An 18,486-nucleotide genomic window follows, 5' to 3' on the forward strand; every position below is an offset into this window, starting at 1 on the left:
GCCCCGGCGGCGCAGGGCCGCACGGGGCGTTTCGGGGCTACGTCATGCGCGCGGCGCTTACGAACGCTGCGGGTTGACCTTGTCGTCCTTCGAGTGCAGCTTGTTCAGCGCGGAAATGTACGCCTTCGCGGACGCGGCGACGATATCCGGATCGGTGCCGACGCCGTTGACGATCCGCCCGCTCTTCGACAGCCGGACCGTCACTTCGCCCTGCGCCTGCGTGCCGGTCGTGATCGCGTTCACCGAATACAACAGCAGCTCGGACCCGCTGCCGACTTCGCCCTCGATCGCGTTGAACGTCGCATCGACCGGGCCATTGCCGCGGGCCTCGCCGGTCACTTCCTTGCCTTCGACCGCGAACACGACCTTCGCCTGCGGCTGCTCGCCCGTTTCCGAACGCTGCGACAGCGACACGAACTTGAAGTGCTCCTGCTCCTGCGCGAGCGCCGATTCCTCGGACACGATCGCGATGATGTCCTCGTCGAAGATCTCCGCCTTGCGGTCGGCCAGATCCTTGAAGCGCATGAACGCGGCATTCAATTCGGCTTCGCTGTCGAGCGATACGCCGAGTTCCTGCAGGCGCTGCTTGAACGCGTTGCGGCCCGACAGCTTGCCGAGCACGATCTTGTTCGCGGTCCAGCCCACGTCTTCCGCGCGCATGATCTCGTAGGTGTCGCGCGCCTTCAGCACGCCGTCCTGGTGAATGCCCGACGCGTGCGCGAACGCGTTCGCGCCGACCACTGCCTTGTTCGGCTGCACGACGAAACCGGTGATCTGCGACACGAGCTTCGACGTCGGCACGATCTGCGTGGTGTCGATGCCGACGTCGAGGCCGAAGTAGTCCTTGCGCGTCTTCACGGCCATCACGATTTCTTCAAGCGACGTGTTGCCCGCGCGCTCGCCGAGGCCGTTGATCGTGCACTCGATCTGGCGCGCACCGCCAATCTTCACGCCCGCGAGCGAGTTCGCGACCGCCATCCCGAGGTCGTTGTGGCAATGCACCGAGAAGATCGCCTTGTCCGAGTTCGGAATGCGTTCGCGCAGCGTCTTCACGAGGTTGCCGTAGAGTTCCGGCACGCCATAGCCGACCGTGTCGGCGATATTGATCGTCGTCGCGCCTTCGGCGATCACGGCTTCCAGCACGCGGCACAGGAAGTCGAGGTCCGAACGGCTGCCGTCTTCCGGCGAGAACTCGACGTTATCGGTGAACTTGCGCGCGAAACGCACCGCGAGACGCGCCTGCTCGAACACCTGGTCGGGCGTCATCCGCAGCTTCTTCTCCATGTGCAGCGGCGACGTCGCGATGAACGTGTGGATCCGCGAGCTGTTGGCCGGCTTCAGCGCGTCAGCGGCGCGCTGGATGTCCTTGTCGTTGGCCCGCGCCAGCGAGCAGATCGTGCTGTCCTTCACGAGACCGGCGATCGTGTGGATCGCGTCGAAATCGCCGTTCGAGCTGGCGGCGAAGCCGGCCTCGATCACGTCGACCTTCATCCGCTCGAGGTGCTTGGCGATGCGGATTTTCTCTTCCTTCGTCATCGACGCACCCGGCGATTGCTCGCCGTCGCGCAACGTCGTATCGAAAATGATCAGCTTGTCTGTCATGGGGGGCTCCAGGGCTCTTTATACGGAAGTCAAACGTAATGAGATCGCGCCACCGCTGGCGACGCTCAACAACAGACGAGGCTTGAGACGGAGGGCGAGAACGGTCAGCGCGGCAGGCGCGCCAATGCTAGCGCGCGTAGCGGCGCACCGGCTAGAAGGAGGGAGAGGCGGGGAAATGCAGTCATGCCAAAGACTATAGCGACATTCCGTTGGCCGCGCAATCGGACGGCACCCGGGAATCGACGCGCCCGGCCCCAAAAAAGGGGCAAATAAAAACGGCGGCCCCAAGGCCGCCGTTCCGGGCAGATCGCGGATCGCGCGTCGGCGTCAGTGATCGCGCTGCGACGAGCGCGCCGGATTCGCACGCCCGCGGACGGCCATGTAGGCCCAGAACACGTAGCCGGACAGCCCGTACAGCACGAACAGGCAGAACAGCATCAGCGGCGGATCGGACGACACGAGCACGAACGCGACGACGACGAGCAGGATCGCGGCGAACGGCACGCGGTGCCGCACGTCGAGCGCCTTGCCGCTGTAGAACGGTGCGTTCGACACCATCGTCACGCCCGCGTAGATCGTCAGCACGAACGCGACCCACGGCAGCCAGCCCAGCTTCATCGGCACGCGGTTGTCGGTCGCGAGCCACACGAAGCCCGCGATCAGCGCGGCGGCGGCCGGGCTCGGCAGCCCCTGGAAGAAGCGCTTGTCGACCACGCCGATGTTCGTGTTGAAGCGCGCGAGGCGCAGCGCGGCGCCCGAGCAATAGACGAACGCGGCGAGCCAGCCCCAGCGGCCGAGATCCTTCAGCACCCACTCGTACATCACCAGCGCGGGCGCGACGCCGAACGACACCATGTCGGACAGGCTGTCGAACTGCTCGCCGAACGCGCTCTGCGTATGCGTCATGCGCGCGACGCGCCCGTCCATGCCGTCGAGCACCATTGCCACGAAAATCGCGATCGCGGCGATCTCGAAGCGGACGTTCATCGCCTGCACGACCGCGAAGAAGCCGCAGAACAGCGCGGCGGTCGTGAATGCGTTCGGCAGCAGATAGATGCCGCGCGTCTTCAGGAACCGCTGGCGCGCGGCGCGGCGGCTTTCGAGCGGCGCCGCATCGGGCGCCATCACCTTGTTGCGGCGGAACGGGCGTGGCGTCTGGCCGGAGCCGTTACGCGGCCGACGCGGTTTGAATGCGGCCATTGTGCCCCCGCCGCTTACTGTTCGAGCTCGGCGAGGATCGTCGACGACGCGTAGACCTTCTCGCCGATCGACACCTTCGCGCGGCTGCCGAGCGGCAGGTACACGTCGACGCGCGAACCGAAGCGGATGAAACCGTAGCGCTGGCCGCGCGACAGCGGCTCGCCGGCGCGCACGTAGCAGAGGATCCGGCGGGCGATCAGGCCGGCGATCTGCACGGACGTGACGGTCTTGCCGCTCGCCGTCTGGATCACGACCGCATTGCGCTCGTTCTCGGTCGACGCCTTGTCGATCGCCGCGTTCAGGAACGCGCCCGGGAAGTACTCGACCTTGCTGATCGCGCCATCGACCGGCGAACGCTGCGAATGCACATTGAAGACATTCATGAACACGCTGATCTTCAGCGCTTCGCGGTTCGCGTACGGATCCTGCGCGGTCTCGACCGCGACGATGCGGCCGTCCGCCGGGCACAGCACCGCGTTCGGCTGCGCCGGGATCGGGCGCTGCGGATCGCGGAAGAACTGGACGACGAAAACGAGCAGCAGCCAGAACGGCCACGCGAAGCCGAAGCCCCCGACGGCATGGATCAACAGCGCGACGACGGCTGCAATCGCGATGAACGGCCAGCCTTCGCGCGCGATGATCGGATGAGGATAGTTCATGGATTCGTTCTGTGTTCGGTGAATTGCAAAGCCCGTAGCATAACAAAAGCCGCCCGGGGCACTGCTGCCTTCGGACGGCTTTTTGATGCCGGCCCTCCGCTTGAAGGGCCGGAACAGCACGTTTTGCTGCTGAACGGTGCTTAGTTCTTCGTCTGATCGACGAGCTTGTTCTTCGCGATCCACGGCATCATCGCACGCAGCTTCGCGCCAACCTGCTCGATCTGGTGCTCGGCCGTCAGGCGGCGGCGCGACTGCAGCGTCGGCGCACCTGCCTTGTTCTCGAGAATGAAGCTCTTCGCGTACTCGCCCGTCTGGATGTCGGTCAGGCACTGCTTCATCGCCTTCTTCGTCTCTTCCGTGACGACGCGCGGGCCGGTCACGTATTCGCCGTACTCGGCGTTGTTCGAGATCGAGTAGTTCATGTTCGCGATGCCGCCTTCGTAGATCAGGTCGACGATCAGCTTCAGTTCGTGCAGGCACTCGAAGTACGCCATTTCCGGCGCGTAGCCGGCTTCGACCAGCGTCTCGAAACCGGCCTTGATCAGCTCGACGGTACCGCCGCACAGCACGGCCTGCTCGCCGAACAGGTCGGTTTCGGTTTCTTCACGGAAGTTCGTCTCGATGATGCCGGCACGGCCGCCGCCGTTCGCCGCCGCGTACGACAGCGCGATGTCGCGCGCCGCGCCCGACTTGTTCTGCGCAACCGCGATCAGGTGCGGCACGCCGCCACCTTGCGAGTACGTGCCGCGCACGGTGTGGCCCGGCGCCTTCGGCGCGATCATGATCACGTCGAGGTCGGCGCGCGGAATCACCTGGCCGTAGTGGACGTTGAAGCCGTGCGCGAATGCGAGCGCCGCGCCCTGCTTGATGTTCGCGTGGACTTCCTTCGCGTACACGTCGGCGATCTGCTCGTCCGGCAGCAGCATCATGACGACGTCCGCGCCCTTCACTGCTTCGGCGACTTCCTTGACCGACAGGCCGGCGTTTTCAGCCTTGCTCCACGACGCGCCGTCCTTGCGCAGGCCGACCGTCACGTTCACGCCGCTCTCCTTCAGGTTCAGCGCGTGCGCATGGCCTTGCGAGCCGTAGCCGATGATCGTGACTTGCTTGCCCTTGATGAGGGAGAGGTCGGCGTCTTTGTCGTAGAAAACGTTCATGATGGTTCCTTCGCTAATTCAAAAAATTCAATAATTCGTTCGGATGGAGTACTGCGGGCCGGGACATGACGGCGCACCCGGCGTGCCATTTTTGGCTATGTCGGCATCACACCTTCAGGATGCGCTCGCCGCGTCCGATGCCGGAGCTGCCGGTGCGCACGGTCTCGAGGATCGCGCTCGCGTCCAGCCCCTGGATGAATGCGTCGAGCTTGTCGCTCGCGCCCGTCAATTCGATCGTGTAGGTCTTTTCGGTCACGTCGATGATGCGGCCGCGGAAAATATCCGACATCCGCTTCATTTCTTCGCGCTCCTTGCCCACTGCACGTACCTTGATCAGCATCAGCTCGCGTTCGATGTGTGCACCGTCGGTCAGGTCCACCACTTTCACCACCTCGATCAGGCGGTTCAGATGCTTCGTGATCTGTTCGATCACGTCGTCGGAGCCAATGGAAACGATGGTGAGCCGCGACAGCGATTGGTCTTCGGTCGGCGCCACCGTCAAGGTTTCGATGTTGTAGCCGCGTGCGGAAAACAGGCCGACCACGCGCGACAGCGCGCCCGGTTCGTTCTCCAGCAGGACGGAAATGATGTGTCTCATGTTCGCTTCTTCCAGAATGTGCCGTGTCGATTCACTCGCGCCGCGCGCCGCCGCGTGCCGCACCGCCCTTCGTGAAGGCGGCCGCATCGGGCCTGAGCGCGCGTCGCGCCGTTACAGATCTTCCGATCCGAGCAGCATCTCGGTGATGCCCTTGCCGGCCTGTACCATCGGCCAGACGTTTTCGGTCGGATCGGTCTGGAAGTCGAGAAACACGGTGCGGTCCTTCAGGCGCAGCGCTTCCTTCAGCGCCGGCTCCACATCCGAAGTCTTTTCGATCCGCATGCCGACGTGGCCGTACGCTTCGGCGAGCTTCACGAAATCGGGCAGCGCATCCATGTACGAATGCGAATAGCGCTTGCTGTATTCGATCTGCTGCCACTGGCGGACCATGCCGAGGTAGCGGTTGTTCAGCGAAATGATCTTCACGGGCGTGTCGTACTGCAGGCAGGTCGACAATTCCTGGATGCACATCTGGATCGAGCCTTCGCCCGTGATGCACAGCACGTCGTCGTCCGGGTGGGCCATCTTCACGCCCATCGCCGCCGGCAGGCCGAAGCCCATCGTGCCGAGGCCGCCGGAGTTGATCCAGCGACGCGGCTTGTTGAAACGGTAGAACTGCGCGGCCCACATCTGGTGCTGGCCGACGTCCGAGCACACGAACGCATTGCCGTCGGTCAGCTCCCACGCCTTCTCGACCACGTACTGCGGCTTGATGATCTCGCTTTCGCGGTCGTACTTCAGGCAGTCCTTCGCACGCCAGCCTTCGATGTCCGTCCACCATTGCGCGAGCGCGTCGGTGTCGGGCCCATGCTCGGCCGTCTGCAGTTGCTCGATCAGTTCCTTCAGCACTTCCTTCACGTCGCCGACGATCGGAATGTCGACCTTCACGCGCTTCGAGATCGACGACGGGTCGATGTCGATGTGAATGATCTTGCGCGGGCGCGACGCGAAGTGCGCCGGGTCGCCGATCACGCGGTCGTCGAAGCGGGCGCCGATCGCGATCAGCACGTCGCAGTGCTGCATCGCCATGTTCGCTTCGTAGGTGCCGTGCATGCCGAGCATGCCGAGGAATTTCTTGTCCGACGCGCGATAGCCGCCGAGGCCCATCAGCGTGTTCGTGACCGGGTAGCCGAGCAGGTCCGCGAACTGGTTCAGCTCGCGCGACGCGTCGGCGAGGATGATGCCGCCACCCGTGTAGATGTAGGGGCGCTTGGCCGTCAGCAGCAGCGACACGGCCTTGCGGATCTGGCCCGAATGGCCTTTCGTGACGGGGTTGTACGAACGCAGCGACACGCTCTTCACCGGCTCGTACTGGCACGGCGTCTTCGAGATGTCCTTCGGGATGTCGATCAGCACCGGGCCCGGACGGCCGGTGCGGGCGATATAGAACGCCTTCTTGACGGTTTCCGCGAGGTCGCGCACGTCCTTCACGAGGAAGTTGTGCTTCACGCACGGGCGCGTGATGCCGACGGTGTCGCATTCCTGGAACGCATCCTGACCGATCGCGGCGGTCGGCACCTGGCCGCTGATCACGACCATCGGGATCGAATCCATGTACGCCGTGGCGATGCCGGTCACCGCGTTGGTGACACCGGGGCCGGACGTCACGAGACAGACGCCGACATTGCCGGTGGAGCGCGCATACGCATCGGCTGCGTGCACGGCTGCCTGTTCATGGCGCACCAGCACGTGCTGAATCTTGTCCTGCTTGTACAGCTCGTCGTAGATGTAGAGAACCGAGCCGCCGGGGTAGCCCCAGATGAATTCGACGTTTTCGTCGGCCAGTGCCTTCATGAGCACGGTACCGCCGATGGAGTCGCTATCGGGAGGGGAAAGGGGTTCCGACGTGGAGAATTCCGCGCTGGGCATGTTCATTTTGACCTTTCGAATTTTCGGCAAAAAATTGATCGGGTGCTCTCTGCCGGGCTTGTGGCTCGGGTTCAAGCGGCGCGTCCAGTTTGAAGGGCGGGCTTCTTGGGCCAGCCTCAAATGAGACCATCACTTCATGTTGCGAATCGCCGACAATAGCGGGTCGAAGCTGGGCCGTCAAGCAAAATATCCCGCAGCGCATCATGCGCGCCGCCTGGCGCCCGGCCGGCGCGGTTCGCGCGCAACGTGCGGCGGCCGACCCGGTGCCAAGCCGCATGAAAATTTGATAGCATCCGCGGGTTTTACGAAATTTTTCGACCTTTTACACCACGCAGCGGGCCGCAGCGCATACCTTCACGGAATGGCATCAGACAAGGAACTCGCCGACTTTCTGGCGGGCGTCGAAAGGCGCGCGTTCAAGCAGGCTGCGTACGCCGTACGTGACGACGATGCATCGCTCGACATCGTGCAGGACGCGATGATCAAGCTCGCGGAAAAGTACGGGGACCGCCCGTCGGCCGAGCTGCCGCTGCTTTTTCAGCGGATCCTGCAGAACGCGATCCACGACTGGTTCCGCCGGCAGAAGGTCCGCAACACGTGGGTGACGCTCTTCTCGTCGCTGAACAACACCGACGACGACGACTTCGACCCGCTCGAAACGCTCGAATCCGCGGACGACAACGCGGGCGTCGAGAGCAGCGAGCACCGCCTCGAAAGAGAGCAGGTTCTGGCCCTGATCGACAAAGAAATCCAGAAGCTTCCGACGCGTCAACGGGAAGCGTTCCTGATGCGTTATTGGGAAGATATGGATGTCGCCGAGACTGCCGCCGCAATGGGGTGCTCCGAGGGCAGCGTCAAGACGCACTGCTCGCGAGCCACTCACACCCTGGCGCAAGCGCTCAAGGCCAAAGGAATCACGCTATGAGCTCCGCAAACCGAGAACACGAATTCGCGCTGAAGGTGCGCCGCGCGCTGGACGAGCGCGCGGCCGCGCTGCCTGCCGCGACCACCGATCGGCTGGCCGTCGCCCGCCGGGCCGCGCTCGCGCGCAAGAAGCCCGAAGCCGCGAGCGCGCCGGTGTTCGTGCCGGCCTTCGCCGGCGCGGCCGGCGCCTACGGCTCGACGCCCGGGAACCGCCCGCCCGCCGGCCGCCCGTACGCGTCGTTTGCCCGCCGCCTGCTGCGTGCGTGGCCGCTCGCGTTGCTGCTCGCGGGGCTCGTCGGCATCGCGTACTGGGAAGACATGCAGCGCACCGCCGAACTCGCCGACATCGACGCGGCGATGCTCAGCGACGACCTGCCGCTCAATGCGTATCTCGATCACGGGTTCAACGCGTATCTTTCGCGCGCTCACTAACAGACAATAACGAGGGGATCGCACGGGTGAGTCAGAAGCGCGGCCTGGCCGTATTTTTCGGATGCGTGATCGCGATCGCCGTTTCCTACGTCGCCACGTATTCCCGATTCCACCCGGCCCCCGCGACGGCACCCGTCGCGACCACCAGCCCCGCCGCGCCCGCGTCAACCGCGACCGGGCTGACCGCCGAACTCCCGCCGCTTCCCCTTCCGCTGCCGGCCGCCGCCGGCCCGCTGTCGTGGGCACGCCTTACGCCGGCGCAGCACGCGGCCCTCGCGCCGTTCGCCGACCAGTGGGACGGATTCAGCGACGCCCGCAAGCGCAAATGGCTGAAGATCGCATCGCGTTTCGCGAAGTTGTCGCCAGATGACCAGAAGCGGCTGCAGGACCGGATGACCGAATGGGCGAAGATGACGCCCGAACAGCGCCGCGTCGCGCGCGAGAACTACCAGAGCGCGAAGGAGTTGTCCGCGCAGGCGCGCGAGCGCGCGTGGAAGGCCTATCAGCAGCTCCCCGAGGAACAGAAGGAACGGCTTGCCGCCGCCGAGCGCCGCCGCAGGCCGAGCGTCGTCAGCGCGCCGCCGACGGTCGCCGACCGTGACGTCCGCCGCCTCGTCAACTCGCACGAACATCCGGCGAGCGGCGCGGCCGCCACCCCGGCGCCCGCGTCGGCCGGCGTCGTCGTGCAGCCGGTGCCTGCATCGTCGACGTCCGGCACCGCATCGGCACCGGCCGCGGTCGTGCCGGTGTCGCCCGCCGACGCGCCTTCGCTGTTCAAGGGCTCCTGAGCGGCCGTGGCGAACGCCCGCGCTCCCGAGACCCCGGCCGCCGCGCCGTCCGTGCGGCGGCGCCTCGCCGCGCTGCTCTACGAAGGCGTGCTGCTGTTCGGCGTCGTGTTCTTCGCCGGGCTCGCGTTCAGTCTCGCGACGCAGCAACGCAACGGCCTCGTTCATCACAACCTGCTTGCCGCGTGGATCGCGCTCGTCGTCGGCGCGTATTTCGTGTGGTTCTGGACGCACGGCGGCCAGACGCTGCCGATGAAAACCTGGCGGCTGCGGCTCGAATCGTCAAGCGGCCGGCCGCTGAGCGCCGGCCACGCGCTCGTCCGCTACGCGCTGGGCTGGCTGTGGTTCCTGCCGCCGCTCGCGCTGCACCCGCTCCTCGGCCTGTCGGTGCCCGTCACGCTCGCGCTCGCCGCCGCATGGATCGTCGTGTGGGCCGGCGCCGCCCGGTTGCACGCCGGCCGCCAGTTCCCGCACGACCGGATCGCGCGCACGCGCGTCGTCGCGATACCGCGCTGACGCGCCGCATTCGTCCGACGAAAACCGCTCGCCCGGCCCGTTCCCGATCGAGCCGGACAGCCTTGCCGGACACGCGCCGACCGTTCAGTGGGGCAGCTTACGCAACGCCCGCTCATTTACTGCTAAACATCCTTCGACGACCGTAATAAGAACGTCTCGTGACTGTCACGGCACAGTCACGCCCGCATGGCGGAATGCCGGTAATGTCAACCGGCGCGAGTCATGCATGGGCCAGAAAACGTCCGCGACTTCATTGTTTCGTCATCCGATCGGCGCCCGCGCCGCCACAGCGTTCCTGTCCGGCTCGGGGGCAACCGACGGCGTGGTGTCGCACAAGCCGCCGGTCGCGCACACCACGCAGCACGACGACCCCGAGCCGTCCGCCCATCGCTACCGCACCATCTGGCTGTCCGACATCCACCTCGGCTCGAGCGGCTGTCAGGCGCCCTACCTGCTGGATTTCCTGCGTCACAACGACTCGGAGTACCTGTACCTCGTCGGCGACATCATCGACGGCTGGCAGCTGAAAAAAGGCTGGTACTGGCCGCAGGCGCACAACGACGTCGTGCAGAAGATCCTGCGCAAGGCGCGCAAGGGCACGCAGGTCGTCTACATCCCCGGCAACCACGACGAAGGCGCGCGGCAGTTCTGCGATCTCGCGTTCGGCGACATCCAGGTGCGCGGCGAGGCGTTCCACACGACGCTCGCGGGCAAACGTTTGTGGATCGTGCACGGCGACCTGTTCGACGGCGTGATCCAGCACGCGAAATGGCTCGCGTACCTCGGCGACACGCTCTACACGCTGATCCTCGTGCTGAACCGCTGGTTCAACCGGATCCGCAGCCGGCTCGGCTTCCAGTACTGGTCGCTGTCGCAATACCTGAAGCACCAGGTCAAGAACGCGGTCAACTTCATCTCGCAGTTCGAGACCGTGATGACCGACGAGGCGCGCCGCCGCGGCTGCGACGGCGTCGTGTGCGGCCACATCCACAAGGCCGAGATCCGCGACATCGACGGCGTGCTGTACTGCAACGACGGCGACTGGGTCGAAAGCCTGTCCGCGCTCGTCGAAACGATGGAAGGCGAATTGAAGATCGTCTACTGGACGGTGATGCGCACCACGCCATCCGAGACCACGTCGCGCAAGGCCAAGGCCGCTGCCTGACACAACCCTACTTACAGGACATGCCGCGATGAAGATCATGATCGTCACCGACGCGTGGGAACCGCAGGTCAACGGCGTCGTACGCACGCTGAAGAGCACGTCGCGCGAACTCACGGCGCTCGGCCACCGCGTCGAACTGCTGACGCCGCTGGAATTCCGCACGGTGCCCTGCCCGACCTACCCCGAGATCCGCCTGTCGATCCTGCCGTATCGCAAGCTGCGCGCGCGGATCGATGCGTTCGCACCCGACGCGCTGCACATCGCGACCGAAGGCCCGCTCGGCCTGGCCGCGCGGCGCTATGCGCGCGCCCGCAAGCTGCCGTACACGACCGCGTACCACACGCGCTTTCCGGAATACGTGCAGGCGCGCTTCGGCATCCCGCTGGCGGCGACCTACAAGTTCCTGCACTGGTTCCACGGCCCGTCGCTCGCGGTGATGGCGCCGACGCCGGTCGTCAAGCAGGACCTCGAGAAATTCGGCTTCACGAACGTCGTGCTGTGGACCCGCGGCGTCGACCTCGACACCTTCCGGCCGATGGACTCGAAGGTGCTCAATACCGCGCGGCCGATCTTCCTGTACGTGGGCCGCGTCGCGATCGAGAAGAACGTCGAGGCGTTCCTGCGCCTCGACCTGCCCGGCTCGAAGTGGGTCGCGGGCGAAGGCCCCGCGCTCGCGGAACTGAAATCGCGCTATCCGGAGGCGAACTATCTCGGCGTGCTGTCACAGACGGAGCTCGCGAAGGTGTATGCTGCGGCCGACGTGTTCGTATTCCCGAGTCGCACCGACACGTTCGGCCTCGTGCTGCTCGAAGCCCTCGCCTGCGGCACGCCGGTGGCCGCGTATCCCGTAACCGGCCCGATCGACGTGCTCGGCGGTGGCGATGCCGGCGCGATGCACGAGGACCTGCAGGAAGCCTGCCTCGAGGCGCTGAAGATCGAACGCACGACTGCGCGCGCGTGGGCGGAACGCTTCTCGTGGCGCGCCGCATCCGAGCAGTTCGCGTCGCATCTGAAGCCGCTGCCGAAGACCGCGTACTCGCCAGCCGAAGGTGCAGCCGTTTGAAACGAGACCTGAACGACAAGATCCCGCCCCCCGCCGCGACGCCGTCACGGCACCGCCCGTTCGACGAGGAAGAGCCGCATGCCGACGCGGACGCGCACCCGCACGAGCCGCTCGGCCCCGACGACCGGCTCGCGCCGCTGCCGCCGAATCCGTACAAGCGCCACCGCGGCATCACGCGTGCGTGGTTCGCGCTCAAGCATTCGCTGAACGGCTTTCGCGTCGCGATCCGCGAGGAAAGCGCGTTTCGCCAGGAGCTCACGCTCGCCGCGCTGATGCTGCCGGTCGGCGCATTCTCGCCGGTGCCCGCCGCGTCGCGCGCGCTGCTGATCGGCTCGGTGCTGCTGGTGCTGATCGTCGAGCTGCTGAACTCGAGCGTCGAAGCCGCGATCGACCGCATCTCGCTCGAGCGCCACGAACTCTCGAAGCGCGCGAAGGACCTCGGCAGCGCGGCCGTGACCGTCGCGCTGTTCGCGTGCGTGACGACGTGGGGCTTCGTGCTCGGCCCGGTCGTCGCACGCTGGCTCGGCTTCTAGGCCACCGCCGGGCGCCTTTCGCCACGCCTGCATGCGGCGCCGCACCATGCGCCGCGCGGGGGCCGCGATCACGAAATGCCCCGGCGTGGCGAAACCCCGGTTTATAATCGTCCGCCAGACATAGAACAGCAACCCGCGCCGGACGAATCACGCAGCATCGATTGCAGCGCCCGCCAGTCCGGCACATACAGGGCCGGACGACATGGAAGCGAAACCTCCCCGCCGCACCCGCGAACGGATTCTCGAGTTGTCGTTGAAACTCTTCAACGAGATCGGCGAGCCGAACGTCACCACCACGACGATCGCCGAGGAAATGGAAATCAGTCCAGGCAACCTGTACTACCATTTCCGCAACAAGGACGACATCATCAACAGCATCTTCGCGCAGTTCGAGCAACAGATCGAACGGCGGCTGCGCTTCCCCGAAGATCACCGTCCGACGATCGACGAAACCTGGTCGTACCTGCAGTACATGGCCGATTTCATGTGGACCTACCGGTTCCTGTATCGCGACCTCAACGACCTGCTCGCACGCAACCGCACGCTCGAGACGCACTTCAAGCAAATCATCAGCCACAAGGTGCGCTTCGCGCACGACATGTGCGAGCTGCTCGTCTCCGACGCCGAGATGGTCGCGACGCCCGCCGAGATCGAGGTCATCGCGACCAACATGGCGGTGATCTCGACGTACTGGCTGTCGTACCAGTACGTGATGCATCCGCGCAAGTACAACGACCAGGACGCGATCCGCGAAGAGCTGCACCAGGTGAGCATGCACGTGATCTCGATCATGGCCCCGTACCTGCGCGGCCGTTCGCGCCAGCTGTTCGACGATCTCGTGTCCGGCAAGCTGCCCAAGCGCCAGTTCACCGACTACCTGCCGCCGCGCGACGGTTCGCCGCGCCCGGCGGGCGGCCCCGTCGCCACCGGACAGGCCTCCGCCAAGGACGCGAAGCAATGAAGGCGGTCTGCGTTTACTGCGGCTCGTCGTCCGGCGTGCGGCCCGTCTATGCCGACGCCGCGCGCGCGTTCGGCCGCGCGCTCGTCGATGCGGGCCTCACGCTCGTGTACGGCGGTGGCCGCGTCGGCCTGATGGGCGTGATCGCCGACGAAGTGATGGCGGCCGGCGGCCGTGCGGTCGGCGTGATCCCCGAGTTGCTCGTCGACAAGGAAGTCGGCCATACGGGGCTGTCGGAACTGCACGTCGTGCCCGACATGCACCATCGCAAGAAAATGATGGCCGACCTCTCCGACGCGTTCGTCGCGATGCCCGGCGGCGCCGGCACGCTCGAGGAGCTCTTCGAGGTCTATACGTGGGCGCAGCTCGGCTATCACCGCAAGCCCGTCGCGCTCTACAACATCGATTCGTTCTACGATCCACTGATCGCGCTGCTGCGCCATACGGTCGACGAAGGCTTCATGCGGCCGGCCTATTTCGACGCGCTGTGCGTCGAATCGGAACCCGTCGCGCTGATCGAACGGCTGCGCCGCTATCAGCCGCCCACCCGCGACAAGTGGGCGCCCGACGCAGCGAAGTAAACGTCACCGGAAACCGCACGCGATGACCGCACCGTCCGACCGCAAGGCTGTCCTCATCACCGGCGCGAGCCGCGGCATCGGCCGCGCGACCGCCGTGCTCGCGGCCGAACGCGGCTGGGACGTCGGCATCAACTACGCGCGCGACGCGGCCGCGGCCGAGCTGACCGCGCAGGCCGTGCGCGACGCGGGCGGCCGCGCGTGCATCGTCGCGGGCGACGTCACGAACGAGGCGGACGTCGTCGCGATGTTCGACACCGTTGCGGCCGAGTTCGGGCGCCTCGACGCGCTCGTCAACAATGCCGGCATCGTCGCGCCGTCGATGCCGCTCGCCGACATGCCGGTCGACCGGCTGCGGCGGATGTTCGATACCAACGTGCTCGGCGCCTACCTGTGCGCGCGCGAAGCGGCGCGGCGGCTGTCCACCGATCGCGGCGGGCGCGGCGGCGCGATCGTCAACGTGTCGTCGATCGCGTCTCGACTCGGCTCGCCGAACGAGTACGTCGACTACGCGGGCTCGAAAGGCGCGGTCGATTCGCTGACGATCGGCCTGGCCAGGGAACTCGGCCCGCACGGCGTGCGCGTCAACGCGGTGCGCCCGGGCCTGATCGAGACCGACATTCATGCAAGCGGCGGCCAGCCGGGCCGTGCGGCCCGTCTCGGCGCGCAAACGCCGCTCGGCCGCGCGGGCGAAGCGCAGGAGATCGCCGAGGCGATCGTCTGGCTGCTCGGCGATGCGGCGTCCTACACGACGGGCGCCCTGCTCGACGTCGGCGGCGGCCGCTAAACTGACGCGCGGCGCAACAATACAGCGGTCGAAACCGCCCCTTGGTCACGGCGCCACAAATCTCCACAATTCCGTGACACTTCCAGTAAACATCCGTAACAATTCCGTGCTCTACTAGCGGCCATTCAGACAGGTGTCTCAAACACGCTGTCCGTTACCCCGGATGTAGCCCCTTATCGGTCCAGCCCATGTCGCCGGACCGGCTCGACTCGACCCGAGATCTTTTCCATGCCTGGAACCGCAGCGCCCAGCCGGCGACGCACGTCCGTGCCCGCCCCGGCCGCGCACACCCGCTCGACCGCCGATACCGACGTCATCGCGACGCTGGACGTCGCCGGCACGCCCGTCGCGGCCTCGACCGCCGCCATCAGCCCCCCGCGCGACCGCTCGCTGCTGCTCGGCTGGCGCGCATGGCTGTTCGTCGTCGCGCTGGTGTGCGCGTACACGCTGCCGGGCGTGCTCGGGCACGATCCGTGGAAACAGGACGAAACCTATACGTTCGGCATCGTCCAGCACATGCTCGAGACCGGCGATTTCATCGTCCCGACCAATGCCGGCCTGCCGTTCATGGAAAAGCCGCCGCTTTACGCGTGGGTCGCGACCAGCCTCGCGTGGCTGCTGCAGCGCGTGATGCCGCTGCACGACGCAGCGCGCCTCGCGAGCGCCCTGTTCGCCGCGCTCGCGTTCGGCTTCATCGCGCGGGCGGCCCGCGTGGCCAGCCGCGCGGACGGCTGGTTCGACCTGCGCGCGACCGGTCCGGTCGTGCTGAGCGCGGGCACGCTCGTCGTCATCAAGCACGTGCACGACATGATGACGGACGTCGCGCTGTTTGCCGGCACCGCAATGGCGTTCTGCGGGCTGCTCGAACTCGTGATGCAGCACGTCGCGCGCGCGCAGCCGATGCGTCACGGGCTGCCGGCGCACCCGGCGGGCCGCTGGGCCGCGCCGATCTTCGGCGCGGGTGTCGGCATCGCGCTGATGGCGAAGGGGCTGTTCGTGCCGCTCGTGTTCGCGGCCACGCTCGTCTGCACGCTGGTGCTGTACCCGGCCTGCCGCACCCGCGCGTTCGCGCGCGCGCTCGGCGTCGCCGCGCTCGTGTTCGCGCCGTTCGCGCTGATCTGGCCGACCGCGCTGTTCCTGCGCTCGGAAACGCTGTTCATGACGTGGTTCTGGGACAACAACGTCGGCCGCTTCTTCGGCTTCTCCGTTCCCGAACTGGGCGCGGAAAACGACAAGCCGTTCTTCATCCTGCGCGCGTTCCTGCTCGTCGGCTTCCCGGTCGCGCCGCTCGCGATCGCCGCGCTCGCCCGCGGCGCGTGGCGCGACTGGCGTACGCCGCGCATCGCGCTGCCCGTCCTGTTCGCCGGCATCGGGCTCGTGGTGCTGCAGGTGTCCGCGACGTCGCGCCAACTCTACATCCTGCCGTTCTTCGCACCGCTCGCGCTGGTCGCCGCGCAGGCGATCGACCGACTGCCGCGCCGGCTGCATCTTGCATGGGATTACCTGAGCCGCGTCCTGTTCGGCACGGTCGTCGTGCTCGCGTGGGCGATCTGGGCGGTGATGGCCGATCCGGCCGCGTCGCGTGCCGATCTCGCGCTGCTCGGCCGCTGGCTGCCGCTCGACTGGACGATGCCGATCCGGCCCGCGCTCGTGACCGGCGCGCTCGCGCTGACGGTCGGCTGGCTGACGCTGCTGCCGAAGCTGCGCACGACGGGGCCGTGGCGCGGCGCGCTGTCGTGGGGCGCCGGCGCGCTCGTCGCGTGGGGGCTCATCTATACGCTGCTGCTGCCGTGGCTGGACGTCGCGAAGAGCTACCGGTCGGTGTTCGACGACCTGAACGCGCATCTCGCGCTCGAATGGAACGACGGCGACTGCATGGCGAGCCTGCACGGGCTCGGCGAATCGGAAGCGCCGATGCTGTATTACTTCTCCGGCATCCAGCACACGCCGATCGACGACGCGAAGACGACGCGCTGCACGTGGATGATCGTGCAGGGCGTGCGGGCCGTCGATCCGGCGCCCGGCGACGAATGGAAGCTGTTCTGGACCGGCGCCCGCCCGGGCGACAACGACGAGTTGCTGCGCGTCTACGTGCGCACGCCCGAACGGCACCAGCAGTGACACCGGGCGGCGCGATGCGCCGCCCTGCCCGCCTTCACTTGCTTCTTCGGCACGGGCCGCGTTCATCCGTCCGATCGACCGGTGCGCAGCCTTTGCTGCGATACCGGCGCCGGCACGAACCCGCAAGCGTCCCAGGGTTCGCCGCCCCGTTCCGTCGTCTCGCCAATGGACGGAACGTCAGAACGACGAACCGGGCTCCCGCAGAAACGCCGCTTCCTCGTCGGTCGACGTGCGACCGAGAATCGCGTTCCGGTGCGGAAAGCGGCCGAAGCGCTCGACGACCGCCGCATGCAGCAACGCGTAACGGTGATAGCTCTCGCACCCGGCCTCGTCGCGGATGCCCGCGCACAGGCGCACGGCCTCGCGCTGGCTCTCGACCGACTCGTCGTGCTCGAACGGCAGATACGCGAACGCACGATGATGTCCGCTCGGCAAGCGAGCGTCCCAGCCGGCCGCGACGACGCGGCGGGCCAGCGCGAGCGCCTTCGGATCGGCGGCAAACGCGCGCGGCGTACCGCGATGGATGTTGCGCGAGAACTGGTCGAGCACGACGATCAACGCCAGCGCACCCGACGGCGAATCGGCCCAGTGATCGCATGCGCCGTCGCATGCAGCATCGAGCAGCGCGCCGTAACGCGTGCGCAGCACGTCGTCGAACGCCGCACCGCCGTTGAACCAGACCTTGCGGTTCTGCCCGAACTCGGCCGAGCCCGGCTCGCCGAACCAGAAATCGAGAATCTCCCGCGCCCGCGGATCGAGCGCCGCCTCGCCCGCTTTCCCGGTATCGATCGTCATGCAAGCTCCAGTACGAGGCGCCGTGTGCGCGCACTCTTCTTTTCCAGTTTCGCGACCCGCAGCCCGCCGATTTCGGACGTGTTGCGCACGTGCGTGCCGCCGCACGGCTGCAGGTCGACGTTCTCGATGCGCAGCAGCCGCACGCGGCCGAGGCCCATCGGCGGCTTCACGCTCATCGTGCGTACGAGTTCGGGCCGCTCGGCCATCTCGTCGTCGGTAATCCATTCGGTCGTGACCGGATGCGCGCCGGCGACGAAACCCGCGAGGCGACGCTCGACGTCGTCGCGGTCGATCGCGTCGGACGTCGCGAAATCGAGCCGCACGTAGTCGGCCGTCACGCTGCAGCCGTCGACCGCGTACGGCAGCACCGCGCACATCAGGTGCGCGGCCGTATGCAGGCGCATGTGCCGGTAGCGGCGCGGCCAGTCGATCGCCGCGACCACGCGCATGCCGGGAGCAAGCGTCGCGACGCGCGCGTCCTGGCCCGGCGCGGGCAGATGCACGGCGTCGTCGGGCGTCGCGCCGTCGAACTTCGCCTTGCGCGTATCGGCAACCGCGATCGTGCTGCCGCCGGGCAGCGTCAGCGTGCCGGTGTCGCCCGCCTGGCCGCCGCCGAGCGGGTAGAACACGGTGCGATCGAGCCGGATGCCGTCGTCGCCGACGGCCTCGACGATCGCGTCGCATTGCATGAGATACGCGTCTTCGCGAAACAGCGCCTGTGTCGTCATCGGGATGAGCCTCGTA

General features: G+C 66.8%; 19 protein-coding genes. 11 read left to right on the forward strand and 8 right to left on the reverse strand.

What is annotated here, in order from left to right; translation table 11 throughout:
• Nucleotides 1-57: 57 nt before the first annotated feature.
• From CFB49_RS12445 to CFB49_RS12475, 6 genes are all read right to left on the reverse strand, one after another.
• Entirely contained in the window at nt 58-1,602 is a 1,545-nt protein-coding gene (locus CFB49_RS12445; RefSeq protein ID WP_069618155.1) for a 2-isopropylmalate synthase, read from the reverse strand.
• 327 nt (nt 1,603-1,929) lie between these two features.
• Nucleotides 1,930-2,802 carry a CDP-diacylglycerol--serine O-phosphatidyltransferase gene (pssA, locus tag CFB49_RS12455; protein WP_089435395.1) on the reverse strand — a complete coding sequence of 291 codons (873 nt, stop codon included), beginning with the start codon at nt 2,800-2,802 and terminating at the stop codon, nt 1,930-1,932.
• A gap of 14 nt (nt 2,803-2,816) precedes the next feature.
• Nucleotides 2,817-3,461 (reverse strand): phosphatidylserine decarboxylase, encoded by a 645-nt coding sequence (locus CFB49_RS12460; RefSeq protein WP_006478253.1) that lies wholly within the window; start codon nt 3,459-3,461, stop codon nt 2,817-2,819.
• 140 nt (nt 3,462-3,601) lie between these two features.
• On the reverse strand, nt 3,602-4,618 hold the full coding sequence (gene ilvC / locus CFB49_RS12465; RefSeq protein ID WP_034190794.1) for a ketol-acid reductoisomerase: 1,017 nt from the start codon (nt 4,616-4,618) through the stop codon (nt 3,602-3,604).
• Nucleotides 4,619-4,724: 106 nt separating this feature from the next.
• Nucleotides 4,725-5,216 carry an acetolactate synthase small subunit gene (gene ilvN, locus CFB49_RS12470; protein WP_006750445.1) on the reverse strand — a complete coding sequence of 164 codons (492 nt, stop codon included), beginning with the start codon at nt 5,214-5,216 and terminating at the stop codon, nt 4,725-4,727.
• 111 nt (nt 5,217-5,327) lie between these two features.
• Nucleotides 5,328-7,091 carry an acetolactate synthase 3 catalytic subunit gene (locus CFB49_RS12475; RefSeq protein WP_069618153.1) on the reverse strand — a complete coding sequence of 588 codons (1,764 nt, stop codon included), beginning with the start codon at nt 7,089-7,091 and terminating at the stop codon, nt 5,328-5,330.
• Between the two features lie 355 nt (nt 7,092-7,446).
• On the opposite strand from CFB49_RS12475, the gene CFB49_RS12480 reads away from it, so the two are divergent.
• The 11 genes from CFB49_RS12480 to CFB49_RS12530 all read left to right on the forward strand — a co-directional run bounded on the left by CFB49_RS12480 (nt 7,447) and on the right by CFB49_RS12530 (nt 16,947).
• Entirely contained in the window at nt 7,447-8,010 is a 564-nt protein-coding gene (locus CFB49_RS12480) for an RNA polymerase sigma factor (protein WP_089491493.1), read from the forward strand.
• Nucleotides 8,007-8,441: a DUF3619 family protein gene (locus tag CFB49_RS12485; RefSeq protein ID WP_069618152.1), complete on the forward strand. Its 435-nt coding sequence runs from the start codon at nt 8,007-8,009 to the stop codon at nt 8,439-8,441. Before CFB49_RS12480 ends, CFB49_RS12485 begins: the two co-directional genes overlap by 4 nt.
• Before the next feature lie 26 nt (nt 8,442-8,467).
• A complete protein-coding gene (locus CFB49_RS12490; protein WP_089491494.1) occupies nt 8,468-9,229 on the forward strand; it encodes a DUF3106 domain-containing protein in 762 nt (253 codons plus the stop codon).
• Between the two features lie 6 nt (nt 9,230-9,235).
• Entirely contained in the window at nt 9,236-9,742 is a 507-nt protein-coding gene (locus tag CFB49_RS12495; protein WP_069618150.1) for an RDD family protein, read from the forward strand.
• Nucleotides 9,743-9,968: 226 nt separating this feature from the next.
• Nucleotides 9,969-10,907, forward strand: coding sequence for a UDP-2,3-diacylglucosamine diphosphatase (locus CFB49_RS12500; protein WP_089491495.1), 939 nt, complete (start codon nt 9,969-9,971; stop codon nt 10,905-10,907).
• A 28-nt stretch (nt 10,908-10,935) separates the two neighbouring features.
• On the forward strand, nt 10,936-11,970 hold the full coding sequence (locus CFB49_RS12505) for a glycosyltransferase family 4 protein (RefSeq protein WP_069618148.1): 1,035 nt from the start codon (nt 10,936-10,938) through the stop codon (nt 11,968-11,970).
• Nucleotides 11,967-12,503 (forward strand): diacylglycerol kinase, encoded by a 537-nt coding sequence (locus tag CFB49_RS12510; RefSeq protein ID WP_069618147.1) that lies wholly within the window; start codon nt 11,967-11,969, stop codon nt 12,501-12,503. Before CFB49_RS12505 ends, CFB49_RS12510 begins: the two co-directional genes overlap by 4 nt.
• Nucleotides 12,504-12,705: 202 nt before the next feature.
• Complete coding sequence (locus CFB49_RS12515) at nt 12,706-13,464, forward strand: TetR/AcrR family transcriptional regulator (RefSeq protein ID WP_069618146.1); 759 nt, start codon at nt 12,706-12,708, stop codon at nt 13,462-13,464.
• Nucleotides 13,461-14,042 (forward strand): TIGR00730 family Rossman fold protein, encoded by a 582-nt coding sequence (locus CFB49_RS12520; RefSeq protein ID WP_060312082.1) that lies wholly within the window; start codon nt 13,461-13,463, stop codon nt 14,040-14,042. Before CFB49_RS12515 ends, CFB49_RS12520 begins: the two co-directional genes overlap by 4 nt.
• Nucleotides 14,043-14,064: 22 nt before the next feature.
• Complete coding sequence (locus tag CFB49_RS12525) at nt 14,065-14,826, forward strand: SDR family oxidoreductase (RefSeq protein WP_089491496.1); 762 nt, start codon at nt 14,065-14,067, stop codon at nt 14,824-14,826.
• 228 nt (nt 14,827-15,054) lie between these two features.
• The gene (locus CFB49_RS12530) at nt 15,055-16,947 is read left to right on the forward strand and encodes an ArnT family glycosyltransferase (RefSeq protein WP_089491497.1); all 1,893 of its coding nucleotides are present in this window, start codon (nt 15,055-15,057) and stop codon (nt 16,945-16,947) included.
• 177 nt (nt 16,948-17,124) lie between these two features.
• On the opposite strand, the gene CFB49_RS12535 is transcribed toward CFB49_RS12530, so the two are convergent.
• On the reverse strand, nt 17,125-17,742 hold the full coding sequence (locus CFB49_RS12535) for a DUF924 family protein (RefSeq protein ID WP_069618143.1): 618 nt from the start codon (nt 17,740-17,742) through the stop codon (nt 17,125-17,127).
• Nucleotides 17,739-18,470, reverse strand: coding sequence for an alanyl-tRNA editing protein (locus tag CFB49_RS12540; protein ID WP_089491498.1), 732 nt, complete (start codon nt 18,468-18,470; stop codon nt 17,739-17,741). The genes CFB49_RS12535 and CFB49_RS12540 overlap by 4 nt, the downstream gene beginning before the upstream one ends.
• Nucleotides 18,471-18,486 lie beyond the last annotated feature (16 nt).

Source organism: Burkholderia sp. AU17457 (genome assembly GCF_002223255.1).
GTDB classification, from domain to species: domain Bacteria; phylum Pseudomonadota; class Gammaproteobacteria; order Burkholderiales; family Burkholderiaceae; genus Burkholderia; species Burkholderia sola.

Coding starts and splice junctions, on each gene's coding strand:
- CFB49_RS12445 (WP_069618155.1), bottom strand. CDS start 1,602: ATGACAGACAAGCTGATCATTTTCGATACGACGTTGCGCGACGGCGAG.
- pssA (WP_089435395.1), bottom strand. CDS start 2,802: ATGGCCGCATTCAAACCGCGTCGGCCGCGTAACGGCTCCGGCCAGACG.
- CFB49_RS12460 (WP_006478253.1), bottom strand. CDS start 3,461: ATGAACTATCCTCATCCGATCATCGCGCGCGAAGGCTGGCCGTTCATC.
- ilvC (WP_034190794.1), bottom strand. CDS start 4,618: ATGAACGTTTTCTACGACAAAGACGCCGACCTCTCCCTCATCAAGGGC.
- ilvN (WP_006750445.1), bottom strand. CDS start 5,216: ATGAGACACATCATTTCCGTCCTGCTGGAGAACGAACCGGGCGCGCTG.
- CFB49_RS12475 (WP_069618153.1), bottom strand. CDS start 7,091: ATGAACATGCCCAGCGCGGAATTCTCCACGTCGGAACCCCTTTCCCCT.
- CFB49_RS12480 (WP_089491493.1), top strand. CDS start 7,447: ATGGCATCAGACAAGGAACTCGCCGACTTTCTGGCGGGCGTCGAAAGG.
- CFB49_RS12485 (WP_069618152.1), top strand. CDS start 8,007: ATGAGCTCCGCAAACCGAGAACACGAATTCGCGCTGAAGGTGCGCCGC.
- CFB49_RS12500 (WP_089491495.1), top strand. CDS start 9,969: ATGGGCCAGAAAACGTCCGCGACTTCATTGTTTCGTCATCCGATCGGC.
- CFB49_RS12505 (WP_069618148.1), top strand. CDS start 10,936: ATGAAGATCATGATCGTCACCGACGCGTGGGAACCGCAGGTCAACGGC.
- CFB49_RS12515 (WP_069618146.1), top strand. CDS start 12,706: ATGGAAGCGAAACCTCCCCGCCGCACCCGCGAACGGATTCTCGAGTTG.
- CFB49_RS12520 (WP_060312082.1), top strand. CDS start 13,461: ATGAAGGCGGTCTGCGTTTACTGCGGCTCGTCGTCCGGCGTGCGGCCC.
- CFB49_RS12525 (WP_089491496.1), top strand. CDS start 14,065: ATGACCGCACCGTCCGACCGCAAGGCTGTCCTCATCACCGGCGCGAGC.
- CFB49_RS12530 (WP_089491497.1), top strand. CDS start 15,055: ATGCCTGGAACCGCAGCGCCCAGCCGGCGACGCACGTCCGTGCCCGCC.
- CFB49_RS12535 (WP_069618143.1), bottom strand. CDS start 17,742: ATGACGATCGATACCGGGAAAGCGGGCGAGGCGGCGCTCGATCCGCGG.
- CFB49_RS12540 (WP_089491498.1), bottom strand. CDS start 18,470: ATGACGACACAGGCGCTGTTTCGCGAAGACGCGTATCTCATGCAATGC.